This window comes from Modestobacter lapidis (assembly GCF_054780755.1).
Genome location: NZ_BAAGVS010000004.1, coordinates 82872 through 108240, shown reverse-complemented (window position 1 = coordinate 108240; position 25369 = coordinate 82872). Strand labels below are relative to the sequence as shown.

Genomic DNA, 25369 nt, shown 5'->3' with positions numbered 1-25369 from the left:
GGTAAGTCCCCCCGGCCGTCCGGCCAGTCAATCCCAGGAGGAACGTCCATGAGCACGTCCACCGCCGACGTCGTCGTCACCGGGATGGGCGCCACCACGCCCCTCGGTGGCGACGTCGCCTCCACCTGGGAGGCGCTGCTGGCCGGCCGGTCCGGGGTGAGCCGCCTCACCGACGACTGGGCCCAGGAATTCCCGGCCCAGCTGGTCGCCCGGTTGGCCGTCGACCCGGCCGAGCAGATCGACCGGGTGCGAGCCCGCCGGCTGGACCGCAGCCAGCAGGTCGCGGTGATCGCCGCGGAGGAGGCCTGGCGGGACGCCGGGGGTGCCGATGCGGGGGTCGACCCCGAGCGTGTCGCCGTCGTCGTCGGCACCGGCATCGGCGGGGCGCTCACCCTGCTCGACCAGGACGACATCCTCGAGGCCAAGGGGCCCCGGCGGGTCTCCCCGCACACCATCCCGATGCTCATGCCGAACGGTCCGGCCGCCGCGGTCGGGCTGGCCGTCGGCGCCCGTGCCGGCGTCCACGCCCCGGTCAGCGCCTGCGCGTCGGGCGCCGAGGCGATCCGCTGGGGCCTGGATCTGCTCCGCCTCGACCGCGCCGACATGGTGCTGGTCGGGGGCACCGAGGCCTGCGTCCACCCGCTGCCGATGGCCGGTTTCGCCGCGATGCGTGCGATGAGCACCCGTAACGACGAGCCCCAGCGCGCCTCCCGCCCGTTCGACAAGGGCCGGGACGGGTTCGTGCTGGCCGAGGGGGCGGCCTGTCTGGTGCTGGAACGCGCCGACTCCGCGCGGGCCCGGGGTGCGAAGGTCCACGCCCGGCTCGCCGGCGCCGGGGCCACCGCCGACGGCTACGACCTGGTCGCCCCGCACCCCGAGGGTGCCGGCGGTGCCCGGGCGATGGTCGCCGCGATCCGCGACGCCGGGCTCACCCCCGCCGACATCGGCCACGTCAATGCGCACGCCACCTCCACCCCGATCGGTGACACCGCCGAGGCCATGGCCATCCACGGCACCATCGGCGAGCACACCCTGGTCACCGCCACCAAGGGGTCGACCGGGCACCTGCTCGGCGCCGCCGGCGCCCTCGAGTCGGTCTTCACCATCCTGGCGCTGCGCGACCAGCTGGTGCCGGCCACCGCCAACCTCGACGACCCCGACGACCATGCCGCCGTCCAGGCCCTCGACATCGTCCGCCGCGAACCGCGGAAGGCGTCCTTCTCCGCCGCGCTGAACGACTCCTTCGGCTTCGGCGGCCACAACATGGCCCTGGTGTTCACCACTGCTTGAGGCAGCCGGCTCCCGCATCCCGCCGGAGCCCCGAAGACGGAGATGCCCGTGACGACGCTCCATGCCGCGCCCCCCACCACGCCGACGGCCGACCCCCGGGACCCCGAGGCCCGGCTGGCGGCGTTCTTCGACCCCGGCTCGCTGCAGCTGCTGGCCGCCCGGGACACCTCCGGCGTGCTCGCCGGGCGGGGCACGGTCGCCGGCTCGTCCGCGGTGGCCTTCTGCACCGACGCCACGGTCATGGGTGGTGCGATGGGGGTCGACGGCTGCCGGCACATCGTCGACGCCATGGACGTCGCGCTGCGCGAGCGGGTCCCCGTCGTGGGCATCTGGCACTCCGGCGGCGCCCGGCTCGCCGAGGGCGTCACCGCCCTGCACGCGGTCGGCGAGGTCTTCGCCGCGATGGTGCGCGCCTCCGGGCGGATCCCGCAGATCTCCGTCGTCCTGGGCCCGGCCGCCGGCGGCGCGGCCTACGGCCCGGCGCTCACCGACCTGGTGATCATGAGCCCGGCCGGCCGGGTCTTCGTCACCGGTCCCGACGTCGTCCGGTCGGTGACCGGTGAGAACGTCGACATGGAGAGCCTCGGCGGCCCCGACACCCACGGCCGCCGCTCCGGCGTCGTCCACGTGGTCACCGACAGCGAGGCCGATGCGCTCGCCACCGCTCGCCAGGCGGTCGACCTGCTCGCCGCGCAGGGCACCCTCGCCGCACCGGACGACACCCCGGACGTCGACCTCGAGGCGCTGATGCCCGAGCGGCCGAACCGGGCCTACGACGTCAAGCCGCTGGTCGCCGCCCTGCTCGACCAGCCGGGCCTGGAGATGCACCCGCGTTTCGCGCCGAACGTGGTCACCACGCTGGGGCGGCTCTCCGGCCGCACCGTCGGGGTGGTCGCCAACAACCCGCTGCGGCTGGGGGGCTGCCTGGACTCCGCGTCGGCGGAGAAGGCGGCCCGGTTCGTGCGCATGTGCGACGCCTTCGGGGTGCCGCTGGTCGTGCTGGTCGACGTGCCCGGATACCTTCCCGGCGTCGGGCAGGAGTGGGACGGCGTGGTGCGGCGCGGCGCCAAACTCCTGCACGCCTTCGCGGAGGCCGTCGTGCCGCGAGTGACGCTGGTGACCCGCAAGTCCTACGGCGGGGCCTACATCGCGATGAACTCCCGTTCACTGGGCGCCACGGCGGTGTTCGCCTGGCCCGGCGCCGAGGTCGCGGTCATGGGCGCCAAGGCCGCCGTCGGCATCCTGCACCGCAAGAAGCTGGCCGCCGCCCCGCCCGGTGAGCGGGAGGCGCTGCACGCGGAGCTGGCCGCGGAACACGAGCGGATCGCCGGCGGGGTGAACCGGGCGCGGGAGATCGGCGTCGTCGACGACGTCGTGACCCCGCAGGAGACCAAGCGGCGGCTGGTGGCCGCCCTGGCCGAGGCGCCGTCCGGACGGGGAGCGCACGGCAACATCCCGCTCTAGGGAGACACCCAGCGGCCCGGCACCCTCTCGGGATGCCGGGCCGTTGGAGAACCCCGTCCTGGGGCTCACACCACCTGGTGCAGCCAGGTGGCCGGCGTGCTGTCGCCGGCGTACCGGTAGGCCTCGAGGTCGGCGTCCCAGGGCGCCCCGAGCAGGACGTCGACGCCGTGCCGGAACGCCTCCGGCGAGGTGGCCGTGGCCGCCAGGTGCCGCAACTGCTGCTCGGTGACGATGAGGTCGCCGTTCGCGCTCGTGGCAGCACGGAAGACGCCGTGGCCGGGAACGTAGGCCATGCGCTCGCCGTCGGCGCCCTGGCTGGGCTCCTCGGTGACCTCGAAGCGCAGCATCGGCCACGCCTTGAGGGCAGCAACGAGCTTGGCACCGGTACCGGGAACACCGGTCCACGCCACCTCCGCACGGTAGGAACCGTGCGCTGCGGACTGTTCCGTCCACGTCAAAGAAACCGGCCCGCCGACGACGCGCTCGAGCGCCCATTCGACGTGCTGGCAGAGGGCCTTCGGGCATGCGTGCACGAAGACCACACCCTGGGTAGACCGTCGCTGCACGGGGCACCTCCATCGACTCGACTGGTCTCGTCTTCCCCAACGGACCTGTCGTGCGGTGGCGTGTCTCGCTTGCTCTGGTACCGCGCACCAGTCTGCCCGACCGGTCCGGCGTCGCGCCAGTGCGGAACGGTGCAGATGGGACGCCTGGGACCCGAGTCGTCCAGCGATGCCGGATGATCTCGCAGGTCCGCCGCCCGCGTTGGTCATCGCCCACCCGGAACGTCCAATCTTCGGGTCCCTGCAGGTCGGTGCACCGTTCCGAAGCCGCCGGCACCGACCCTCCCGACGCCGACGGCCCCCGGCCGGCGGGACGCTCCCCGAAGGGAGCGCCCGCCGACCGGGGGCCGTTCTCGCGGGTTCCGTGTCCGCCCGGGTCAGCGGGCGGACACGGGCCCTGGTTCAGTTCGCCGGGACGCTGCCGGTGAAGGCGGCCGGGAAGCGGAGGCCGTCGACGTCCACCGACAGGCTCACCTCTCCCAGCTCGTCGGCGGGGATGGCGAAGGAGTAGACGGCGGTGGCGGTGGCACCGGGCTCGAGGGTGCCGCTGAAGTCCGTCGTCCCGCCGTCGTAGAGCGGGCTGGCCTGCGTCGTCCCCGCGCCGTAGGTCGCCTGCACCACCACGCCGTTGAGGTCCAGCGGCGCCGTGGAACCGTTGGTGACCTCCAGCGTGAACACCGTCTGCGGCTGCCCGGCCAGGGCGCCCGGGCCCTGCCCGCCGCTGACCTGCTGGCGGGCCTCGGTGACCCGGACCGAGGCACCGTCGGACCACGCGGCCGGAGCGGTGAACGCCGCCGGGGCGACCGACACCGTGCGCGCCGAGGAGGGCACGCCTTCCCGCACCACCACCGGCGCCGCGAGCAGCTCGGTGGCCGGCGCGGGCGGCTCGGTCGGTGTGGCCTCCGCCTCCCCCGCCCCCGAGGGGTCCTCGGCCGGTGCGGTGGCGGGTGCCGTCGCGGTGGCCGGGGCGGCCGTCGCACCGCGCTCGCCGTCGTCCCCGCCCAGGTCGAGGACCAGGACCAGCAGGGCGGCCAGCAGCAGCGCGACCAGCGCCGGGACCCCCCGGCGGAGCAGCGTCGAGCGGCTCCGCCGGGGCCCCTCCGGGCGGCTCACGCGCCGGTCCGGACGTCGAAGGCGGTGAACCGGACGGCGGTGGCGACGGTGTTGCTGCCCGGCCGGTAGGCCGCCAGCCCCACGCCACCGGCTGCCTGCAGGCCGGCGGTGGTGTCGGTGCGGACCAGCTGCGGGTCGGCCGGCTCGGCGTCCCCGGTCCACACCTTCCCGGTGATCTCGGTGGTGCCCTCGCCGGAGACCTGCACCCGGACGTTGAGCGTGCCGCCCGCCGTGTAGGTCAGTCCGGGCACGATCAGCTCACCCCCGGGCCAGGCCTCCGCCCCGTCCGCCAGGCGGGACAGCGTCAGGGCGACCTGGCCGTCGGCCAGCACCCGGACCCGCACCCGGTACTCGTTGCCGTCGCTCACCCGGCGGCCGGAGACGTACACGTAGGTGCCCGCACCGGTCGGCATCTCGCTCAGCGAGAACGACGTCCGCACGTCGGTGTTGCTCGAGGACACCCCGGCCAGGTACGAGCCGGTGTTGTTCCCCGTCCGCGGCAGGGCCAGCTCGGCCACGCCCGAGGTCACCGACTGCCGGCTCGCACCGGCGGCCACGCTCCACTCACCGCCGACGTCGGCGACGCCCAGCCCGTCGGTCACCGTCCGGTCGAAGGCGTCCCGGGCCAGCTGGCCCTCCTCGGCCGGCGGCTGCTCGGCCGGGGGCTCCTCCACCTGAGGCTCCTCGACCGGCGGCTCCTCGACCGGGGGCTCCTCGACCGGGGGCTCCTCGACCGGGGGCTCCTCGACCGGCGGCTCCTCGCCGGCCGCCACCTCGGCGACGGTGAAGCCGCCGATCCGGACGACGTTGGCCGTGGTGACGCTGCTGGGACGGTAGGCGGACAGGCCCACCGCACCCGGCGCCTGCAGCCCTTCGGTGGTGTCGGTGCGGACCAGCTGCGGGTCGGCCGGCTCGGCGTCCCCGGTCCACACCTTCCCGGTGATCTCGGTGGTGCCCTCGCCGGAGACCTGCACCCGCACGTTGAGCGTGTCACCCGCCGTGTAGGTCAGCCCGGGCACGAACACCTCACCGCCCGGCCAGGCCTCCGCCCCGCCCGACAGCCGCTCGAAGGCCAGTGCCACCTGGCCGTCGGCCAACACCCGGACGCGCACCTTGTACTCGTCGCCGGCGCCGACGCGGCGACCGTTCACGTAGACGTAGGTGCCGTTGCCGTCGGGCATCGCGCTGAGCGCGAAGGACGTCCGGATGTCGGTGCTGGTGGAGGCCACCCCGGCCAGGTACGAGCCGGTGTTGTTTCCGCTGCGCGGCAGGGCCAGCTCGGCCACGCCCGAGGTCACCGACTGCCGGCTCGCACCGGCGGTCACGCTCCACTCACCGCCGACGTCGGCGACCCCCAGCCCGTCGGTCACCGTCCGGTCGAAGGCGTCCCGGGCCAGCTGGCCCGCCTCCGCCGGCGGCTCCTCCACCGGCGGCTCCTCCACCGGCGGCTCCTCCACCGGCGGCTCCTCGACCGGCGGCTCCGGCTCGGTCGCCATCACCGCGGCGACGCTGACGGCGTCGAACCGGACGGCGGTCGCCTCCGTGGCGCTGCCGGGCCGGTAGGCCGCCAGGCCCACGCTGCCGGCCACCTGCAGGCCGGCGGTGGTGTCGGTGCGGACCAGCTGCGGGTCGGCCGGCTCGGCGTCCCCGGCCCAGACCTTCCCGGTGATCTCGGTGGTGCCCTCGCCGGAGACCTGCACCCGCATGTTCAGCGTGCTCCCCGGCGTGTAGGTCAGCCCGGGCACGAACACCTCACCGCCCGGCCAGGCCTCCGCCCCGCCCGACAGCCGCTCGAGGGCCAGGGCGACCTGACCGTCGGCCAGCACCCGGACACGCACCTTGTACTCGTCGCCGGCGCCGACGCGGCGACCGTTCACGTAGACGTAGGTGCCGGCGCCAGTAGGCATCGAGCTCAGCGAGAACGACGTCCGGATGTCGGCGCTGGTCGACGAGACGTCGGCCAGGTAGGACCCGGTGTTGTTCCCGCTCCGCGGCAGGGACAGCTCGGCCACGCCCGAGGTCACCGACTGGCGCGACCCACCGGCGGCCACCGTCCAGCTGCCGCCCACGTCGGCGGCGCCCAGCCCGCCGGCGACCGTGCGGTCGAAGGCGTCGCTGGCCAGCACGCCGGTCGGCGGGGCGGTCACGGTGACCTCCTGCTCGGTGGTCGCCGTCGTCCCGTCGTCGTCGGTGACCGTCAGCTCGACGGTGTAGGTGCCGGCCTCGGCGTAGGTGTGCGTGGCGGTCGCCCCGGTCGCCGCGGGCGAGCCGTCACCCCAGTTCCAGGAGTGGGCGGCCACGGTGCCGTCGGGGTCGGCCGAGGAGGCCCCGTCGACGGTGACGTCCAGCCCGCTGGCCGCGGCGGTGAAGGCGGCGGTGGGCGCCACGTTCACCGGCGGCGGTGCCACCTCGTTCGCGGCGGCGTGGTGCGCGGCCACCTGCTCCGCGGTGAGCGTCGCCGGGTAGACGGCGACCTCGTCGATCGCACCGGCCAGCGACGAGCTCGCCGGGGCGTCGGGGACGCCGGCCAGGGTGCCGCTGCCCACCATCCAGTAGGCCGGACCCACCCGGGTGTTGGCCCGCGTCATCGTGGCGTCGGTGGCGACCTGGGCGCCGTCCACGTAGAGGGTGGTGCCCCCCTCACCGACGGTGGCCACCAGGTGGTGCCACTCCCCGTCGTTGACCGGTGCAGCACTGCGCACGGTCGTGTAGCGGGTCGCCCGGTCCGCGCCGCGGGCGGAGAGGCCGAAAGAGACCTGCCCGGCGGCGTCGACGTAGAGCGCCCGGTCGGTGTTCGCGACGTTGTCCGCGGCCAGTGACTCCCCGTACTGGGCGATCACGCCACCCGCCGTGGACGCCGTCCGCACCCAAGCCTCGACGGAGAAAGCGGTGCCGGAGGTCGACAGGGTGGCGCTGGTCGCCGCCAGCCCTGCGGCGGTGCCGTCGGCGGTGACGGCGGCATCCCCGGTGACCGCACCGGCGGTGCCCCGGGAGATGCCGGCGCCCTCGGTGAGGTTCGTCGTCCCGACGTGGTCGTAGGCGGTGGCGCCCGAGGTCTCCCCCAGCCGCCAGTACTGCGACGGGCCGTCGGTGAGCACCCGGTCGGCGTAGGCGCTGGTCTCGGCTGCGACGGTGACCGCGCCGGACGCGGAACTGGTGACCTTGTTCCCGTGCGGGTCGCTGACCTCGACGCGGTAGGTGGCGGTGGAGCCGCCGGGACGGGTGTCGGTGAAGCCCAGCAGCGGGCGGTCCCACCACTGCGACTTGGCCGTGACCGTGTGGACGGCGGTGGTCTCGTTGCCGCGGAAGACCCGGTAGGTCAGGTTCTCGTTGTCCATGTCCCAGGACGACTGCCAGCGAACGGTGACCTGGCCGGCCACGGTGGAGGTGGCGTTGGGCCGCATCTCGCCCGCCGACGACTCCGGGCCGCGCTTGTTGGGGGCGATCGCGGGGTTGGCGAAGCGGACGAGGCCCTGCTGCGCGCCACCGTTGACCGAGTTGAACTCACCGCCGTAGACGACGTAGTCACCACCCCCGGTGACCGACCAGGAGCCCTGGTACTGCCCGGTGACGTTGCCGGTCGGGATGGTCGGCCACCAGTTCAGCACCGACGGGTGCGGCCGCCCCTCCCAGCTGCCGTAGCGCGGCACGTCCGTGGTCGCCTTGAGCAGGCCGGTGGTCTCCACGGTCATGGCGATCGCACGCTTCCACGTGCGCGGGTTGGGGTCCGGGAAGTTGCCGGAGGTCTCGCAGTCGTGCGCGTGCCCGGCCTGGTAGACGATCCCGCCGGTGGTGAACGTGTCGTACGGGTCGCCGTGGCAGTCGTTCATCCAGACGAGGTCGAGGTTCGTCGGGTTGAGCGCGACCGTGCCCTCGATGTTGCCGACGGCGAAGCCGTAGACGTTCGCGTAGGCGTTCACGCCGTCGGTCTTGAGGCTGTAGACGCCACCGTTGTCACCGGCGTTGGTGATGCCGTAGTCCCAGGTGTCCATGTTCCCGCCGGACAGGTCGACCGACGCCAGGGCGATCGCCGTCGCGCCGTTGACCTGGTCGAACTGGCCGCCGAAGACGACGCGGGTCCCGGTCGGGTCGATCACCATGCCGCGGACGGTGTTGTTGGCGGTGGGCGCCCAGGGGGTGACCGACCCGTTGCCGGCGTCGAAGGCGGCCAGCCGGGTTCGGCTCTGGCCGCCGGCGCTGGTGAAGTTGCCGCCCGCGTAGACCAGGGAGTCCGTGGCCGTCAGCGAGTAGACGGCGCGGTTCAGGGTCGGGGCGAAGCCGGGCACCAGCGCGCCGGTGGCGACGTCGAAGGCGGCGACGTGCCCGCGGGCGACGCCGTCGACGGTGGTGAAGTCGCCGCCGACGTAGATGCGGGTGCCGTCGGGCGAGGCGGTGATCGTGCGGCCCTGCCCGTTGAGGGTGTGGTCGAAGCCGGTCACCAGCTCACCGGTGCGGATGTCGAAGGCGACCAGGTTGGCGCGGGGCGTGGTCTGCGTGCCCGCGGGAGCGCCGGCCGGGCGGGCGTTGGTGAAGCTGCCGGTCGCGTAGACCGTGTTGCCGACGGTGACCATCGACCAGACGACGCCGTTGACCTGGACGGTGCCCAGGGCGTCGGCGGAGACGGTCGCGGGGGTGCCGGCGTCCGGCCGGGTATCGGCGGCCGCCGTCCCCGGGGCGGCCACGCCGAAGGCGATGACCCCCACGGTCAGGAGCCCGGCCATGGAGGCCGAGCCGGCCTTCCGGCACGCGCTCTTCCGAGTAGTTGAGTTCTGGTCCATGCCGTGGTCTCCCGATGACGTGACGCCGCTGTCGAATGCCGACGTCACGGCGGCTCCGACGCGTGGCGTCGGCTCCGTCCGGCAGGTCGGTCGGCGCAGAACGTCTACGGAACGTGAGGAGGAGTCAAGACGCAGGGTGACCAAACGGCGTCTGTGAGCTGAGATTCACCCGTTGGAGGCCGGTCCGGGAGTGACCGTGTCACCCACACGGTCGCAGAGAGCGACGACCGAGCGTCGGCATGCCGGGGCCCGTCCGGAGGGTCGGCCCACCCTCCTGACCGGACCGTCCGGGACCCCGCATGGCAGGCTGTGCGGGCACGCCGGGAGCACCCGGGGTGGCCTCGGGACCGGGCGCGCCGACGCCCGGTCGGAGGCGTTCGGGGCGGTAGCTCAGCCGGTCAGAGCATGGGACTCATAATCCCTGGGTCGTGGGTTCGAGCCCCACCCGCCCCACCACCAGGCCATATGCCGGAAGGGGCCCGCACGAGGAGTTTGGCACAGCTCTCGTACAGGGTGGGACTGATATCGGTCGTACCGACCTGCCCGGCCATCAAGCGACCGCCGAGGCGGCGCGGGTCGCCCGCCGCGAGGAGCGCCGTGGCGCTTGTCCGCCGAGTTGGCCGGTGAGCAGCGCCGCCACGAGCCGGCCGGCCTCGCTGTCCGGAGACGGCCATTGGCCACTTCGCGGCGCCCTATGCGCATCTCGTCCTGCAGTGCCCGACCAGCACAGAGCCTGCCGAGTCGCTGCCCTGGACGACCCAGCTGCGGATCTCGACAAGAGCGGTGCCGCGCGGCTCTCGTACCCTTGAGCTATGGGGAGCGAGCCGACCGCCGCGACGCTGCGGCTTCGTGCTGTCCTTACGGGGCAGCGGAGTCGCGTTGCGGAGATGCTGGGGCGGTACGGCGCCAGCAACCCACGCCTGTTTGGATCAGTGGCCCGAGGCGACGCTCACGAAGACAGCGATCTGGATCTTCTGGTCGACTTGGCTCCAGGAGCCGGGAACGAGCTTCTGCGTGTAGCCGGGCTCGCCGAGGAACTGAGCGCGCTCCTGGGCGTCCGAGTCGATGTCGTGGCGGCAACGCTCATGCGCGACGAGGTCTCGGCCACCGCCTTCGCAGACGCGGTGGCAGTGTGAGCCGCTCGGACGCGGAGCGCCTGGCGGACATCCGGATCGCCATCGGGCGTTGTATCGCCTACCGCGACTATCTCGACTCGGCGGAACTCGGCTCGATGGCCTATGACGCCGTACTTCGCAACCTTGCGGTTGTCGGTGAGGCAGTGAAGTCCCTGCCCGAAGACTTCAAGCGGAAGCACGCGGACACGCCTTGGAACTCGATCGCTGGTCTCCGCAACGTAGTTGTCCACGAATACTTTCGCGTCAACGCGGACATGATCCGCGACATCGTCAATAACCAGTTGGCGCCGCTATTGGACGACATCGGCTGAGTCGAGGGTGAGCGCCATACAGCGGCGGTCTGGAACGAGATAAGGGCCGGACGACAACCGGATGGTCGATTCGTACATCGCGGCGAGCGGGCACGGGGCGGAGCTCCGAGCCATACATCGATGTCGGTACACCAATGGAACCCCGCAGGGGACGCAACAGCCGGGCGGTCTCCTGGTCGCTTCACACCTGAGTTTGGTCACTGCCTCGCGGATCGGTGAGTGGCAGCGCGCTGACCTGGGGTGATGGGTTCGGGGCAGGCGCTTCTGAGGCACTAATCGGGGCCTACGGTTGACGGGTGGCCTGGATTCGGCGGGTGCGGACGGCGTCGGGGGCGACGGCCGTACAGATCGCCGAGTCGGTGAAGGGCCGGCGGCGGATCGTCGCGCATGTGGGCTCGGCGCACACCGAGGCCGAGCTCGGCCTGCTGATGGAACGGGCGCGCGAACTGTTGGCCGATCCTGGGCAGGGTGAGCTCGACCTCGGCGTCGAGCCGATGACTGTGCAGGCGTCGCTGATCGGCCCAGCCGTCGAGGCGGCCCTCTTCGAGGAGCCAGCTCTCCCGACGCGGGAGCGCCCGGTGGTCGCTGCGCCGCGAGTCGTGGCGACGGCCTCGCGAGTGCTCTACGACGTGCTCGCCGGAGTGTTCACCAGCCTGGGATTCGACGCGCTGGCCGACGAGGTCTTCCAGGACCTGATGATCGCCCGGCTGGTGGAGCCGACCTCGATCCTGGACACCGGCCGGGTGCTCACCGATCTCGGGGGCAAGCCGGCGAGTGAGAGGACGATGCGCCGCACCCTGACCCGCGCGCACCAGGGCACCTACCGCGACAAGGTCGCCGCCTTGTGCTTCGACCACGCGTCGAGCAGCGGAGACGTCTCGCTGTGCCTCTACGACGTGACCACGTTGTACTTCGAGGCCGAGAAGGAAGACGACCTGCGCAAGGTCGGCTACTCCAAGGAACGCCGGGTCGACCCGCAGATCGTCGTCGGCCTACTGGTGGACCGCCATGGCTTTCCGCTGGAGATCGGCTGCTTCGAAGGAAACCAGGCCGAAACGGCCACCATCGTCCCGATCGTGAAGCAGTTCCAGACCCGTCACGGTCTGGCCGACATGGTCATCGTCGCCGACGCCGGCATGCTCTCGGCGAAGAACCTGCGCGAGCTGGACGAGGCGAACCTGCGCTTCATCGTCGGGTCCCGGGTGACGAAAGCCCCGATCGACCTGGAATCCCACTTCCATTGGCACGGGGACGCCTTCGCCGACGGACAGATCATCGACACCCTCACCCCCAGAACCGGACGCAACCGCGACAACGACCAGGCGCTGCGCGCCGAACCGGTCTGGAACCCTGACCAGCACACGGGCTCGTGGCGGGCGGTGTGGGCCTACTCGGCCAAGCGAGCGGCGCGGGACAACCGGACGCTCACCGCCCAGGAGGACCGGGCCCGTGCGGTCATCGACGGCCAGAAGGCCGCGCGGACCCCGCGGTTCGTCAAGGCCACAGGCGACGGGCATCGCATGGACCAGGCGGCCCTGGACCGCGCCCGGCGACTGGTCGGGCTCAAGGGCTACGTCACCAACATCCCGGCCTCGATCATGGCCCGGAGCGAGGTCATCAGCTCCTACCACGACCTGTGGCACGTGGAGCAGTCCTTCCGGATGAGCAAGACCGACCTGGCCGCCCGGCCCATGTTCGTGCGCACCAGGGACGCGATCGAAGCGCACCTGACCATCGTGTTCACCGCTCTTGCCGTGGCCCGCACCGTGCAGAACCGCACCGGTCTGGCGGTCCGCAACGTGATCCGTCAGCTCCGGCCCCTGCGCTCAGCGACCATCGCGATCAACGGCACCACCGCCACGCTCCCGCCCCAGATCGATCGCGACCGCCAGGCGATCATCGACGCACTCACCGGCCCGGAACCTCAGGCACTAACGAAATGACCGAACTCAGGAGGGCCGGACGACAACCGGATGGTCGATTCGTACATCGCGGCGAGCGGGCACGGGGCGGAGCTCCGAGCCATACATCGATGTCGGTACACCAATGGAACCCCGCAGGGGACGCAACAGCCGGGCGGTCTCCTGGTCGCTTCACAGGCTGGTACTGGCTGCCGCACGCTCGATCACGGGGCGCTCGGGAGTCGGGTCGGGCGGGTCAAACGCTCCGGTGATCGCTCAACTGACCGCTTCTACTGCGGTAAGCGGCGTAACCGAGTACACACTCTGCCCCATCTGCATACCTAGATAGCCGATGTCCGCAAAGTAGCCATTGAGCTGCCAGCCCCGACTATCACGAGACATCCCCGGCCGCTCTGGACCAACATTGTCCAGACGCAACTGCACCATGCCTGGGCAATCGACCGGACCCGTAAAGAACGTTCGAGACAGCTCCGCCAAGGAGGCGTCGCCACACTCGTCCACGGGCGTCCAGAAGCCCGTTTCCTCTGTCTCGAAAGCCGCCCCTTCGTTGGCGGTATCAAAGTACGGGCCAAGAAACGCCTGTATGCGCACCTTGCGGCCAGCGTTCGCTTCGATCCACCCGATGAAATCCATTGCATCCTTGGGTCCGTCAATAGTCCGCTCCTCCTCATCGGAGAAGCCCCAAGTTGGGATCTGCGTCGGATCCGTCGGATAGGGCCGCTTCCAGGCGGCCCACGCCAAAACCAGCGCCACGAGAGCAATGACGAGTGACGCGCTTGCCGACTGCCTTCCCGTGGCCCGCCAGGCCTGTCTGACGAGCTTGCCCGCCCGATGAGATGCGCTCTCAGCAACCCGGCTACTTCCACTCACCGAGCACTTCCCTTCGCGGCGATTTGGAGCCCCTTCCCATACCTACACGAACGAAGCAGCACATGCCCTCAGCTCCGCACCAAGCTCGCTGACGAGATGGCCGGTCAGGAGGCCCGAAGGATCTCCGCCGAGGGCCGCCCTCGCCGCTTCGGCTGGGCCGACGGCGTCGCCGCCCGTGCCCGCTACCCGAAGGGCACCGGCACCGGCGGCGCCCCGGCCGCCGCCCGTGACAACGCCGAGGAAGCCCGCCCCGGCCTCCTCCGCTGCCGCTGGCCGCGAGGAGGCTCCCCGGAGGGCTGCCCGCCGGGCCTGACTCATCGGCCCCCTGACCGGTCCTCCGCGTCTCATGGTCTCCCTGTGACTGACGAGACGACCCGCTCATGAACACGCCGAAGAACCTGAGCGAGCGGTCTGCGGCTGGTCGGTAGACAGGTCCGGGCCCAACCAACGACTCGCGGGGACTTCATGCGCAAGACGACCTTCGCACTACTCGCCGCCGCCTCACTGGCGCTGACCGCCTGCGGGGACTCGGGGACCGAGGATGCGGCCTCGTCCCCGCCTACGTCTACGTCGGCCGACGCCGCCGCTCCTGCCGACGTCTTCACTACTGATGCTCAGGCCGTTGTGGATGCGTTCGCGGCGGCCGGGCTTCCGGTGACCGACTCCCGCGATACCACCGGCGGGAGCTGCACGAGCCTGCCCGGATGTGGACAGCAGGTGACGACCGAGCACATCACGGTCATCCGCTTCGCTACGGAGGCAGAATCACAGACCGTCGCTGAGGAGTACACCGGCGCCTACCGCCGGGGCCTTGTCGTGCTGTCCTACACGGCGGCCCGGACGCCGGAGCAGGCCCGGCCGCAGTACGAGCAGGTCCTCAACGGGCTGTAAGCGCCCGAGCGACAAGAAGGCCCCGTCCTCCCCCTTCGGAGAGGGCGGGGCCTTCTGTCGTTTCGCGGGCCGCTCAGCTACCCGAGGGCATCCCCGCAGGACACGCCCACCGTGCCCGCACCATGCCCGCAAGACGCCCACCCGGAACGGAAACGGCGAGGTGACGCGGACGAGCGGAGAAAACTCATAGTCCCTGGGTCGTGGGTTCGAGCCCCACCCGCCCCACCCGCCCCACCGCGAATCACCAGGCCAGCGGCTTGCCGGGCCGGCGAACGCCCGATCTCAGGAGCCGAGCACGTGCGCTACGGCGCCGCGGGCACCGTAGCGGGCCAGCAGCCCGGCGGCCCGCCGGTAGGCGGCGCGGAAGCGCTCGTCGCCGACGAGGTCGCCGAACACCTCCCCGACCGACAGCACGGCGAGCGGGTCCTCGGCCCAGCGGGCGAGCAGCGGGGCCAGCCGGTCCTGCCGGGCGTCCACCACCGGGATCGGCTCGCCGGCCTCGTCGGTACCGATGGCGTACCGCGCCCAGGCGGCCACGGCGAGCACCGCCAGGTCGACCGCGCCGCCGGAGGCCAGCTGCTCGCGGATCACCGGCAGCACGAACGTGGCGATCCGCTCCGATCCCTCCGCGCAGTTGCGGGCCAGCGTGTCGCTGACGGCGGGATTCGCGAAGCGCTCGAGCAGGGTGCGCCGGTACGCCGCGAGATCGGTGCCCGGCACCGGCGGCAGCGTGGGCGTGGCCTCGTCCCGCATGTACCGCTCGATCAGCTCGGCGAAGATCGGGTCGGCCAGCACCTCGTCGACCCGCCGGTGCCCGGCCAGGTACCCCAGGTAGGACATCACCTGGTGGCTGGCGTTGAGCAGCCGCAGCTTCATCAGCTCGTACGGGCGCACGTCATCCACCAGCTGGACACCGACCTCCGCCAGCGGCGGGCGCGCATCGCTGAACCGGTCCTCCAGCACCCACTGCAGGTACGGCTCGGCGACCACCGGCCACCGGTCGGCCACGCCGGTCTCGGCCGTCAGCCGCCGGCGGTCCCCGTCGGTGGTGGCCGGGGTGATCCGGTCGACCATCGAGTTCGGAAAGGCGACGGAGGCGGCGATCCAGCCGGCCAGCCCGTCACCAGTGCGCGCCTCCTGCAGCCGGGCGAACTCCAGCAGCGTCTGGCGCGCGAGGTCACCGTTGCTCTCCACGTTGTCGCAGGAGACGACGGTGAACGGCGGCGTCCCGGCCGCGCGCCGCCGGCGCAGCGCCTCGGTGAGCAGCCCGAACGCGGTGCGGGGACGCGGGCCGGTGAGGTCGGCGGCCAGCGCGTCGTCCAGCCGGAAGCGGCCGGTGGACTTGTCGGTGCTGTAACCGCCCTCGGTGATGGTCAGCGTGATCAGCCGGGTCGCCGGCGCGGCCATCGCCGCCAGCACCGCCTCGGGGTCGTCGTCCAGCAGCAGGAGCTCCAGCAGCGAGCCGATCACGGACGGCTCGATCGACCCGTCCGGGGCCTTCAGCACCAGCGTGTAGAGCCCGTCCTGGGCCCGCAGCGCGGCGTGCAGCGGGCGGTCGGCGGCGAGCACCCCGACGCCGGTGATCCCCCAGCCCGCGTGCCCGCGGGCCAGCAGCCGGTCGAAGTAGACCGCCTGGTGCGACCGGTGGAAGCTCCCGACGCCCAGGTGGACGACGCCGCTGCCGGCCGCGGTGCGGTCGTAGGCCGGCCGCCGCACCGCCTCGGGCAGCACGGCCAGGGTCGTCTCGCTCAGCGGGGTGGCGGTCACGGCGGAGGCTCCTCTGCGAGTGGCGGTGGGCTGGCCGCGACGACGGCCCGCGGGCACGAGGACGGGAACAGGGCCGACGCGTCCGCCGGCGACCAGCAGGACCGGCGCTCCACGAGGCGGACCGGGAGGACCGTGTGCCGGCGGAACCGGCGCTCGGGCGCCCCCAGCCGCTCGACCACCCGCTCGGCGGCCAGCCGCCCGAGGGCGGCCGGGTCCTGGTCGACGACGGTCACCGCCGGCGAGAGCATGTGCGCCATCGGGAAGTCACCGAAGCCGACGACGGCCCAGCTGCTGCCGGCCAGCGCCGGGACGAGCGTCATCGTCGTCCGGGCGTCGCCGCTGACCAGCGCCGTCGGTGGCGGAACAGCCGACCGGAGCCGGCCCACCACCCGCTCGGCGCTCCCCCGGTCGCCGGCACCGAACGCGACCAGTTCGTCCCTCGGCCGCAGCCCGGCGTCGGCCAGCGCCGACCGGTGGCCGGCGAGACGCTCGCCGGTGGTGGTCATCGCCGGGCTGTCCCCGACGAAGGCGATGTCCCGGTGGCCGTGCGCGATCAGGTGCGCGGTGGCGAGCCGGCCACCTTCGTGGTCGTCGCCGGTGAAGGCGTCGGCGGTCAGCCCGCGGGGCGGGCGGTCGACGAAGACGACGGGCAGCCGGGCGGCCCAGGTGCCCAGGTGGCCCTGGTCCTGTGACGTCGGCGCGACCACCAGCCCGCTGAGCGAGCGGCGCAGCAGCGACTCCAGCGCTACCGCCTCCCGGGCCGGGTCGTAGCCGAGGCTGCTGACCACGACGGCCATGTCGGCCCGGGCGGCCACCTGCTCCACCGCTGTGGCGAGCACGGCGAAGAAGGGGTCGGCGAGATCGGGCACGGCCACGCCCAGCACCGGCGGCCGACCGGTGCGGAAGGTGCGGGCCAGCGAGTTGGGGAGGTACCCGAGTTCGCGCAGCGCCTCGGTCACCCGCGCCCGGGTCTCCGGCAGCACGTGCGGGTCGTCGTTGAACACCCGGGAGACCGTCTTGGCGCTGACCCGGGCGCGGGCGGCGACGTCCCGCATCGTCGTCATCGCTGTCGCCTGGTGGCCGGGAAGGCGGCCGTCAGCGGGCGGTGTAGCCGCCGTCGATGGGCAGCGACACCCCGGAGATCATCGATGCGCCGTCGCTGAGCAGGAACACGATCGGCGCGGCGATCTCGTCCTCGGTCGCCCACCGGCCCAGCGGCATCTGGTCGAGGAAGGGCCCCTCGATCTCCGGGCGCCCCCAGTAGAACGCCGACATCTCGGTCATCACCACGGTCGGGTTCACGCTGTTGACCCGGATGCCGTACCTGCCCAGCTCGAGGGACGAGACCCGGGTGATGTTGTCCAGCGCCGCCTTCGACGAGCCGTAGGAGATGTGGCCGGACAACGCCACCAGGCTCGCCTGGCTGGAGACGTTCACGATCGATCCGCCCTGACCGAGCCGGATCATCGAGGCGGAGGCGTACTTCGTCACCAGCAGCGCGCCGCGGGCGTTGATGCTGATGACCTTGTCGAAGACGGCGATGTCGGTGTCCATCGGGGTGGCGATCTCGCCGCCGAACCCGCCGCAGTTCACCACGCCCCACAGGTCCAGCCCCTCCAGCGCGGAGCGGACGCTGTCCTCGGCGGTCAGGTCGAACGCCAGCGTGCGACAGCCCGTCTCGGCGGCGATCGCCGCCAGCCCCTCGGCCGACCGGCCGCTGGCGAGAACGTCGGCGCCGGCGGCGACGAGGTGGCGGACCGTGGCCCCGCCGATGCCCCCGGTGGCCCCGGTGACCAGCACGGTGCGGCCGTTGAAGTCCGTCATGCGAGCGCATCTCCTCAGCAGGTCCAGCGTGGTCGCGCACCGCCGGTGGACGGTGGGTACGCAGGCGATGCAACCACACGACCGGCACCCATGTCACCGGTGACATGGGTAGCCTGTCGCCGACCCGGACATCGCGGTCGGACGCCAGCCGGGCCCCGGCGCACCCGGCCGCAGGTGCCGGCCCGGCCCGCCAGGAAGGACGTGCACCCGTGCCCCGACCAACCTCCGGCGATCCTCCGGTGGTCCGTGCCACGCCGGCGGAACTCGCCGAGCGGGCGGCCGGCCTCGCCCGGTCCGGCGCCCGGCGCATCCTCGGCATCACCGGTGCCCCGGGAGCGGGCAAGTCGACGCTGTGCGCGGCGCTGCTCGGCTCGCTCGGCGAGCAGGCGGCCCTGGTGGGGATGGACGGGTTCCACTTCGCCGACGTCGAGCTGCGACGCCTGCAGCGCCGGGACCGCAAGGGCGCGCCGGACACCTTCGACGTCGACGGCTACGTCGCCCTGCTCACCCGGTTGCGGACGCCGCCCGCGGTGCCGGTCTACGCGCCGGTGTTCGACCGTGCCCTCGAGGAGCCCATCGGCAGCGCCGTCCCGGTCGCCCCGGCCACGCCCCTGGTCCTCACCGAGGGGAACTACCTGCTGCTGGAGGAGCACGGCTGGTCGGCGGTGCGCGCCTGCCTGGACGAGGTCTGGTACCTCGACGTCCCGCCGGGGGTGCGCGAGCAGCGCCTGCTCCGCCGGCGGCGGTCCTACGGCCACGAGGCGGAGGCGGCCGAGGACTGGGTCCGCCGCGTCGACGGCCGCAACGCCCGCACGGTGGAGCCCTCGCGGTCGCGCGCCGACCTCGTCGTCCACCTGGACGTCCCGGAGGCGCCCGGGAACGGCGTCCCCGGCTGACGCCCGGCCCGGACGCACGACGCCCCGCCCCTCGCGAGAGGGACGGGGCGCCGTGCATCGCCGGTGGATCAGCAGTCGGAGCGGTACACCGCGTCCTGGTTGTCGGCCAGGTTCTCCTGGGTGAGGATCGTGAACCCGGTCTGGATCTCGGCCTCGGGCTCCTCACCGTTCAGCGCGGCGACGACCTGCTCCAGGCCCTGCTTGCCGATCTCGGCCGGCTGCTGGGCGACGAGGGCCTGCACGGTGCCGTTCTCCAGCGCCTCCACCTGGGCCGGGCCGGCGTCGAAGCCGACGACGGTGACCCGGTCGGCGGCATTGGCCTGGCGCAGCCCGGTCGCGGCGCCCTCCGCGGCGAACAGGTTCGTGCCGAAGATCCCGATCAGGTCGGGGTGGGCCTGCAGCGTGGAAGTGACGATGCGGGCCCCCTCGGCGACCTCGTTCTGCGCGTACTGCGTGGGCAGCGCGGTGAACTTCGGGTCCTCGGCCAGGGCGTCCAGGAAGCCCTTGATCCGCAACTCGTTGGTGCTGATGCCGGGCTCGTGCCCGACGACGAGCACCTTGCCGCCGTCGGGGTTGGCCTCCTGGATCGCCTGGAACGCCGCGGCCCCACCACCCTCGTTGTCCGAGGCGACCTGGGTGACGGCCATCGACGGGTCTTCCAGGGTGGTGTCGACCAGGCCGACGGTGATGCCGGCGTCCGCGGCCGCCTTGATCGGGCGGTACATCGCGCTCACGTCGGTCGGGGCGATGAGCAGCCCGTCCGGCGAGCTGGCCACGACGCTGTCGACGATCGGGGTCTGCAGCGCGGGGTCGAACTGCTGCGCGCCCTGGGTGGTGACCTCGACGCCGAGCTCCTCGGCCGCCTCCTCGATGCCGCACTGCATCGTGATGTAGAACTCGTCGCCGGCGACGCCCTGCACGAAAGCCACCTCGTAGGCCTCCTCGCCGCCTGCAGCGGCCCCGCCGCCGCCGGCGTCGTCACCGCCGCACGCGGTGAGGCCGAGGGCCAGCGCCGAGATGGCGGCCATCTTCGCAGTGGTGCTTCTGTTCACTGTGATTCCTTTCGACGTGCCCCTGATGGGCGGGAGAACCGGGAGGACAAGGACCGGCGGCTGCTCGCTCCGCGGGTGGCCGCGGCGCGGCGGACCTGGTCGACGTAGACCGCGGCGATGAGGAACGCCCCGACGACGACCTGCTGCCAGAAGGGCTGGACACCCATGATCACGAAGCCGTTCTGCAGCACCGCGGGAATGAAGAGGCCGATCACCGTGCCGGCGACCGTGCCGATGCCACCGAAGAGGCTGGTGCCGCCGATGACGACGCCGGCGATGACGTTGAGGGCGGTGTTCGACTGCCCGGCGATCGTGGTCGACGCGTAGAACGCGAGGTTCAGGATCCCGGCCAGGCCGGCGCAGAAGCCGGCCAGCGTGTACACGAGGATCAGGTGCCGGTCGACCTTCACGCCGACCCGCCGCGCGGCCTCGTCGTTGGAGCCGACGGCGTAGGTGTAGCGCCCGAAGCGGGTGCGGTGCAGGATCACCGCGCCGAGCGCCACGACCACCAGCGCGATGATCGCCAGGTAGGGGATCTGGCCGAACAGCCGCCCGAAGCCGATCGTGTCGGTCAGCACCGTGGGGGCGCCGCGCAGGTCGATGCCGCCGGTGATGATCTGCGCACCGCCCAGCGCCATGCCCAGGGTGCCCAGCGTGACGATCAGCGGCGGCACCTTCGCCCGGGCGACGAGCACGCCGTTGAACAGGCCCCACAACGTGCCCGAGGCGCAGGCGGCCAGGGCGCCGACGACCGAGACGCCGACGCCCTCCCCGCCCAGGGCGTCCATGACCTTGGCCGCGACCACGCCACTGAAGACGAGCACGCTGCCGACGGACAGGTCGATACCGCCGGTGATGATAATGAACGTCATCCCGACGCCGAGGATCGCCAGGATCGAGACGTTGACGACGACGTTGCGGAAGTTGTTCACCGACAGGAACGCGTCGGTCTCGGCGATGCTGAACAGCACGATGAGGATGAGCAGCACGCCCAGGATCTGGAACGCCTGGGCGCCGAGCAGCCGCTGCAGCGGGGTCTTCGGCTGCTCCTCGTCGGCGGGCGCGGCGGCCTGCTGCTGCCCCGTCGCGGTGCTCACGCGTCCTCCTCGCTGGCGCTCGTCAACCGCGTTCGCGGAGCTGCTGTGCTCATGCGTGAACTCGCAAGCTCGCTCACGTCGCCCCCTGGCTAATCGCGCCGGTCATGGCCCCCACCAGTTCCTCCATCGAGGTCTTCTTCGCGTCGTAGGTCGCCACCCGCCGGCCCAGCCGCAGCACCTGGATGCGGTCGGCCACCTCGATGACGTGGGGCATCGAGTGGCTGATGAGCACCACGGCGATGCCGCGGTCGCGTACCCGCCGGATCAGGTCGAGCACGTTGCGGGTCTGCACGACGCCGAGGGCCGCGGTGGGCTCGTCGAGGAAGATCACCCGGCTGGCCCACGCGGCGGCGCGCGCGACGGCGATCTGCTGCCGCTGACCGCCGGACATCGAGCCCACGGGTGCGGCGAAGTCGCGCACCGTCGCTCCGAGGTCGGCGAACGCCCGGCGGGTGTTCTCCTTCATCTCGACGTGGTCCATGAACCCCAGGTGACCGAGCAGGCCGGACCGCATGACCTCCCGGCCCAGGTACATGTTCTGCACCGGGTCGAGGTGCGGGGCGAGCGCGAGGTCCTGGTAGACGGTCTCGATGCCCAGCGAGCGCGCGGCGGCCGGGGTGTCGATCGCGACCCGCTGACCGTCGCTGTACAGCTCGCCGGAGTCGACCGCGAGCGAGCCCGACAACGCCTTGACCAGGGTACTCTTCCCGGCACCGTTGTCGCCGATGAGGGCGACCACCTCACCGGGGTCGACGTCGAAGTCGGCACCGTCGAGGGCACGCACGTGCCCGAACTCGCGACGGAGGCCCCGTGCCTCGAGGGCGGGGGTCACCGTGCCCCCTCCTGTGCGTGCGGCGACGTCATGGTCGACGCCCTCCCTTCTCCTGCGTGGTGCACCATGTCCTGCTCCCTGTCCTGCTCGAAGCGACGGTCCTGGGCTTGGTGCCGGGTCTGGACGTGCCCCGCCGGCGGCGGCAGCTCGCCGGAGCCCCGCGGCACCAGGCGAAACGGCACCAGAACCGTCTGCGCGGGGGCGTCCAGGTCCTCGAGCCGGCGGAACAGCCGCTCCGCGGCGGCGCGGCCGATGACCTCGGGGTCGTGGTCGATGACCGTGACCGCCGGCACGAGCGAGTCGGCCATCGGGAAGTCGTCGAAGCTGACCACCGCCACGTCGGTGCGCCCGCGGCCGTGCAGCAGCGGCACCAGCCCCAGCGAGCAGCGCATGTTCGAGGAGAAGATCGCCGTGGGGGGCCGGGAGCCGGCGAGCAGCTCCTCGGCCGCCGCGCCGGCCTCGCGGGCCGATCCGGCACCCACGGCCACCAGCGACCCGTCGTCGGGTAGCCCGCGCGCGGCCAGCGCCCGGCGGTAGCCGGCCAGCCGCAGCCGCGTCGTCGGGTTGCGCAGCTCGGAGCCCAGGAAGGCGATCCGGCGGTGGCCGTGGTCGAGGAGGTGGCGGGTCGCCATCTCCCCGGCGGCGAGGTCGTCGACCAGGACGGCGTCGCTGACGATCCCCTCGGGGAGCCGGTCCACGAACACGATCGGCGTCCGCCGGCCCGCGCCGGCGAGGTAGGCCGAGTTCTGCGCCATCGGGGCGACGATGAGGCCGGCGACCTGGCGGACGAGCAGGCTCTCCACGATCACCGACTCCCGCTCCGGCGCCCGGTTGCCGACGCTGGAGACCATCACCGCCAGCCCCCGCTCGTGGGCCGCCTGCTCGACGGCGCTGGTGAGCCGGGCGAAGAACGGGTCGGCGAGGCTCTCGACCACGAGACCGACCACGTCGGTGCGGCCCACGCGCAGCGACCGGGCCACCAGGTTGGGCTGGAAGCCGAGGTCGGCGATCGCCTGCTGCACCCGGGCCCGGGTGCTGGGGGTGACGTGCGCGTCGCCGTTGACCACCCGGGAGACGGTCTTCGCGCTCACCGCCGCGATGCGCGCAACGTCACGCAGCGTGACGCGCTCAGGCACGACCGCCGCCCTCCGGCACCGCCGCAGGACCGCCGCCGTCCAGCGGACGGGCAGCCGGAGCGGGAACGGGCACGGCACGCACCTTTGCGGGTCGATGAGCGGTCACCGGGTGACCTGGGTCATCGAACAACCGCGTTGTCATCGATGTCAAGCAACCGATATCTGGCTGAGACACAGCCGTCGCAGACAGCTAATGTCCCTGCACCGACCGCTCCGGCCGGCCCCGGACGGCCACCCCCCGAGGAGGACCCATGCCCACGACCGGTGACTCCCCGCAGTCCGGCTCCTGGACCACGCTGCCGGGCCACCGCGCCTGGCTGGAGCGTGAGGGACAGCGGCTGCTCGCCTTCGCCGAGGCCGCCGGCGGCGGCACGACGGGCTTCGCCTGGCTCGACGACGACGGCCGCCCCGACCCGGGTCAGGCACCCCAGCTGTGGATCACCGCCCGGATGACCCACGTCTTCGCCCTGGCCCACCTGCGCGGGCGGCCCGGCGCCGGGCCGCTGGTCGACTCCGGGCTGGCCGCGCTGACCGGCCCCTTCCGGGACGCCGAGCACGGCGGCTGGTACTCGTCGCTGACCGCCGAGGGTGCGCCTGCCGCCACGGGCAAGTCCGCCTACGACCACGCCTTCGTCGTGCTGGCCGCCGCCAGCGCGACCGCGGCAGGGCGACCGGGCGCCGCGGAGCTGCTGCAGGAGGCGCTCGCCGTGGTCGAGGAGCACTTCTGGTCGGCCGAGGAGGGCCGCAGCGTGGAGAGCTGGGACCGGACCTGGACGGAGCTGGAGCCCTACCGCGGCGCGAACAGCAACATGCACACGGTCGAGGCCTTCCTCACCGCAGCGGCCGTCACCGGCGAGGACCGGTGGCTCACCCGGGCCCTGAGCATCGCCGAGCGGCTGGTGCACCATGCGACCCGGGCGAACGGCTGGCGCATGCCCGAGCATTTCGATCCGCAGTGGCAGCCGCTTCCCGACTACAACGCCGACCGCAAGAACGACAAGTTCCGCCCCTATGGCTCCACCCCCGGGCACTGGCTGGAGTGGTCGCGGCTGCTGCTCCACCTGGAAGCCGCGCTGGGTGCCGACGCCCCCGGTTGGCTGCTGCCCGACGCCCGCAGCCTGTTCGACGCCGCCGTGGAGGTCGGCTGGGCACCCGACGGCGAGCCCGGCTTCGTCTACACCCTGGACTGGGCGGACCGGCCCGTCGTCGCCTCCCGGTTGCACTGGGTGCTCACCGAGGCCATCGGCGCGGCGGCCGCGCTCGTCCGGCGGACCGGCGATGCCGGCTACGAGCGCTGGTACCGCACCTTCTGGGACGAGGCCGCCACCCGCTTCCTCGACCGGGAGCGCGGCAGCTGGGTGCACGAGCTGCCGGTCGGCGACGCGGAGTCCGTCTGGTCGGGCAAGCCGGACGTCTACCACGCCTACCAGGCGACGCTGCTCCCCCAGCTCCCGCTGGCCCCGGTGCTCGCCGCCGCCCTCCGCCAGGAGCTGGGCGGCGCCTGACCCGACCGGTCAGTCCGCGAGGAGGCGGACCAGCCGCTCGACCTCCTGCGCGGTCGCCGTCCGCGCCGCGCCCAGGTACTTGCGCGGGTCCACCAGCGCCGGGTCGGCGGCCAGCACCTGCCGCACCCGGTCGGTGAAGGTGCCGTTCAGGTGCGTGGAGATGTTGATCTTCGTCATGCCGGCCGCGACCGCCTCCCGCAGGTGGTCGTCCGGGACACCGGAGGAACCGTGCAGCACCAGCGGCACCGGCACGGCATCCCGGATGGCGCTGATCAGGTCCAGGTCGAGCTGCGCCGTGCGCGTCGTCATGGCATGGGAGCTGCCCACCGCCACCGCGACCGCGTCGATGCCCGTCGCCGCCACGAACCGTGCGGCATCCTCCGGCCGGGTGCGCACACCGGGGGCGTGCACGCCGTCCTTGCCGCCGATCTCGCCGATCTCGGCCTCCACCGAGACGCCGAGGGCATGCGCCCGCTCGACGACGCCGCGGGTGGCGGCCAGGTTCTCCTCGACCGCCAGGGTGGAGCCGTCGAACATCACCGAGGTGAACCCCAGCGCCAGCGCCTGCGCCACCAGCTCGACGTCGGTGGCGTGGTCCAGGTGCACCACCACCGGCACGTCGGCCGCGTCGGCGATCTCGAGCATCGCCCGCCCGACCGGCGCCAGCGCGCCGTGGTAGCGGACGGCGTTCTCGCTCAGCTGCAGCACGGTGGGCCGGCCGGCGGCCTCGGCCCCGGCGACGATCGCCTCGGCGTGCTCGAGCTGGATGACGTTGAAGGCGCCCAGCCCGGCGCGCCCCCGCTGCGCCCCGGACAGGACGTCGGTCAGTGCTGTGCGTGGCACGGCGTGCTCCTCGGGTCGGCATGTCGCCGGGACCGTCCGGGGATCAGGGTCGACCCCGGCCCGGCGGCGAAAGTAGCAG

At 72.8% G+C, this 25369-nt stretch carries 20 protein-coding genes and 1 tRNA gene; 9 read left to right on the top strand and 12 right to left on the bottom strand.

What is annotated here, in order from left to right; genetic code table 11:
- The first annotated feature begins 48 nt into the window (after positions 1-48).
- Together ACYVG5_RS07500 and ACYVG5_RS07495 are read left to right on the top strand one after the other, a co-directional pair.
- Entirely contained in the window at positions 49-1290 is a 1242-nt protein-coding gene (locus ACYVG5_RS07500; protein WP_222044518.1) for a beta-ketoacyl-[acyl-carrier-protein] synthase family protein, read from the top strand.
- Positions 1291-1338: 48 nt separating this feature from the next.
- Positions 1339-2754, top strand: a complete 1416-nt coding sequence (locus tag ACYVG5_RS07495) for an acyl-CoA carboxylase subunit beta (protein ID WP_460683070.1) — start codon at positions 1339-1341, stop codon at positions 2752-2754.
- A 65-nt stretch (positions 2755-2819) separates the two neighbouring features.
- On the opposite strand, the gene ACYVG5_RS07490 is transcribed toward ACYVG5_RS07495, so the two are convergent.
- From ACYVG5_RS07490 to ACYVG5_RS07480, 3 genes are all read right to left on the bottom strand, one after another.
- Positions 2820-3527 (bottom strand): DUF3145 domain-containing protein, encoded by a 708-nt coding sequence (locus ACYVG5_RS07490; RefSeq protein ID WP_246629408.1) that lies wholly within the window; start codon positions 3525-3527, stop codon positions 2820-2822.
- Between the two features lie 192 nt (positions 3528-3719).
- The gene (locus tag ACYVG5_RS07485) at positions 3720-4430 is read right to left on the bottom strand and encodes a hypothetical protein (RefSeq protein ID WP_222044513.1); all 711 of its coding nucleotides are present in this window, start codon (positions 4428-4430) and stop codon (positions 3720-3722) included.
- A complete protein-coding gene (locus ACYVG5_RS07480) occupies positions 4427-9256 on the bottom strand; it encodes a LamG-like jellyroll fold domain-containing protein (RefSeq protein WP_222044512.1) in 4830 nt (1609 codons plus the stop codon). The genes ACYVG5_RS07485 and ACYVG5_RS07480 overlap by 4 nt, the downstream gene beginning before the upstream one ends.
- Before the next feature lie 331 nt (positions 9257-9587).
- Between ACYVG5_RS07480 and ACYVG5_RS07475 the strand changes: the two genes are divergently transcribed.
- The 4 genes from ACYVG5_RS07475 (at position 9588) to ACYVG5_RS07460 (ending at position 12598) form a co-directional block, all read left to right on the top strand.
- Positions 9588-9664, top strand: a tRNA-Ile gene (locus ACYVG5_RS07475).
- 431 nt (positions 9665-10095) lie between these two features.
- Positions 10096-10344: a nucleotidyltransferase domain-containing protein gene (locus ACYVG5_RS07470; RefSeq protein ID WP_222044511.1), complete on the top strand. Its 249-nt coding sequence runs from the start codon at positions 10096-10098 to the stop codon at positions 10342-10344.
- Positions 10341-10655, top strand: coding sequence for a HepT-like ribonuclease domain-containing protein (locus ACYVG5_RS07465; RefSeq protein WP_222044510.1), 315 nt, complete (start codon positions 10341-10343; stop codon positions 10653-10655). Before ACYVG5_RS07470 ends, ACYVG5_RS07465 begins: the two co-directional genes overlap by 4 nt.
- Positions 10656-10951: 296 nt before the next feature.
- Positions 10952-12598, top strand: coding sequence for an IS1634 family transposase (locus ACYVG5_RS07460; RefSeq protein WP_222044509.1), 1647 nt, complete (start codon positions 10952-10954; stop codon positions 12596-12598).
- A gap of 234 nt (positions 12599-12832) precedes the next feature.
- Here ACYVG5_RS07460 and ACYVG5_RS07455 read toward each other — a convergent pair whose 3' ends face one another.
- Positions 12833-13330, bottom strand: a complete 498-nt coding sequence (locus ACYVG5_RS07455; protein ID WP_222044508.1) for a hypothetical protein — start codon at positions 13328-13330, stop codon at positions 12833-12835.
- Positions 13331-14164: 834 nt separating this feature from the next.
- Between ACYVG5_RS07455 and ACYVG5_RS07450 the strand changes: the two genes are divergently transcribed.
- Complete coding sequence (locus tag ACYVG5_RS07450) at positions 14165-14338, top strand: hypothetical protein (protein WP_460683069.1); 174 nt, start codon at positions 14165-14167, stop codon at positions 14336-14338.
- A 282-nt stretch (positions 14339-14620) separates the two neighbouring features.
- On the opposite strand, the gene ACYVG5_RS07445 is transcribed toward ACYVG5_RS07450, so the two are convergent.
- The 3 genes from ACYVG5_RS07445 to ACYVG5_RS07435 are packed head-to-tail and all read right to left on the bottom strand — an operon-like array spanning position 14621 to position 17929.
- A complete protein-coding gene (locus tag ACYVG5_RS07445; RefSeq protein ID WP_222044505.1) occupies positions 14621-16105 on the bottom strand; it encodes a mannitol dehydrogenase family protein in 1485 nt (494 codons plus the stop codon).
- Positions 16102-17169, bottom strand: a complete 1068-nt coding sequence (locus ACYVG5_RS07440; RefSeq protein ID WP_246629407.1) for a LacI family DNA-binding transcriptional regulator — start codon at positions 17167-17169, stop codon at positions 16102-16104. Before ACYVG5_RS07440 ends, ACYVG5_RS07445 begins: the two co-directional genes overlap by 4 nt.
- 31 nt (positions 17170-17200) lie before the next feature.
- Positions 17201-17929, bottom strand: a complete 729-nt coding sequence (locus tag ACYVG5_RS07435) for an SDR family oxidoreductase (protein ID WP_222044504.1) — start codon at positions 17927-17929, stop codon at positions 17201-17203.
- Positions 17930-18138: 209 nt separating this feature from the next.
- On the opposite strand from ACYVG5_RS07435, the gene ACYVG5_RS07430 reads away from it, so the two are divergent.
- A complete protein-coding gene (locus ACYVG5_RS07430; protein ID WP_460683068.1) occupies positions 18139-18825 on the top strand; it encodes a nucleoside/nucleotide kinase family protein in 687 nt (228 codons plus the stop codon).
- A gap of 68 nt (positions 18826-18893) precedes the next feature.
- Here the strand turns inward: ACYVG5_RS07430 and ACYVG5_RS07425 are convergent, their stop codons facing one another.
- The 4 genes from ACYVG5_RS07425 to ACYVG5_RS07410 form a co-directional block, all read right to left on the bottom strand.
- Positions 18894-19877: an ABC transporter substrate-binding protein gene (locus ACYVG5_RS07425; RefSeq protein ID WP_222044501.1), complete on the bottom strand. Its 984-nt coding sequence runs from the start codon at positions 19875-19877 to the stop codon at positions 18894-18896.
- A complete protein-coding gene (locus ACYVG5_RS07420) occupies positions 19874-20974 on the bottom strand; it encodes an ABC transporter permease (protein ID WP_222044499.1) in 1101 nt (366 codons plus the stop codon). The genes ACYVG5_RS07425 and ACYVG5_RS07420 overlap by 4 nt, the downstream gene beginning before the upstream one ends.
- A gap of 73 nt (positions 20975-21047) precedes the next feature.
- Entirely contained in the window at positions 21048-21806 is a 759-nt protein-coding gene (locus ACYVG5_RS07415) for an ATP-binding cassette domain-containing protein (protein ID WP_222044497.1), read from the bottom strand.
- The gene (locus ACYVG5_RS07410) at positions 21803-22942 is read right to left on the bottom strand and encodes a LacI family DNA-binding transcriptional regulator (RefSeq protein ID WP_222044495.1); all 1140 of its coding nucleotides are present in this window, start codon (positions 22940-22942) and stop codon (positions 21803-21805) included. The genes ACYVG5_RS07415 and ACYVG5_RS07410 overlap by 4 nt, the downstream gene beginning before the upstream one ends.
- Positions 22943-23193: 251 nt before the next feature.
- Between ACYVG5_RS07410 and ACYVG5_RS07405 the strand changes: the two genes are divergently transcribed.
- Positions 23194-24447 carry an AGE family epimerase/isomerase gene (locus ACYVG5_RS07405; protein WP_222044493.1) on the top strand — a complete coding sequence of 418 codons (1254 nt, stop codon included), beginning with the start codon at positions 23194-23196 and terminating at the stop codon, positions 24445-24447.
- Between the two features lie 9 nt (positions 24448-24456).
- Here ACYVG5_RS07405 and ACYVG5_RS07400 read toward each other — a convergent pair whose 3' ends face one another.
- The gene (locus ACYVG5_RS07400; RefSeq protein WP_222044491.1) at positions 24457-25290 is read right to left on the bottom strand and encodes a class II fructose-bisphosphate aldolase; all 834 of its coding nucleotides are present in this window, start codon (positions 25288-25290) and stop codon (positions 24457-24459) included.
- Between the last annotated feature and the right edge of the window lie 79 nt (positions 25291-25369).

Excerpts from the sequence above, each read along its gene's own strand:
- ACYVG5_RS07500 (WP_222044518.1), top strand. The coding sequence starts at position 49 with ATGAGCACGTCCACCGCCGACGTCGTCGTCACCGGGATGGGCGCCACC.
- ACYVG5_RS07490 (WP_246629408.1), bottom strand. The coding sequence starts at position 3,527 with ATGACCAACGCGGGCGGCGGACCTGCGAGATCATCCGGCATCGCTGGA.
- ACYVG5_RS07470 (WP_222044511.1), top strand. The coding sequence starts at position 10,096 with ATGCTGGGGCGGTACGGCGCCAGCAACCCACGCCTGTTTGGATCAGTG.
- ACYVG5_RS07440 (WP_246629407.1), bottom strand. The coding sequence starts at position 17,169 with ATGACGACGATGCGGGACGTCGCCGCCCGCGCCCGGGTCAGCGCCAAG.
- ACYVG5_RS07435 (WP_222044504.1), bottom strand. The coding sequence starts at position 17,929 with ATGACGGACTTCAACGGCCGCACCGTGCTGGTCACCGGGGCCACCGGG.
- ACYVG5_RS07405 (WP_222044493.1), top strand. The coding sequence starts at position 23,194 with ATGCCCACGACCGGTGACTCCCCGCAGTCCGGCTCCTGGACCACGCTG.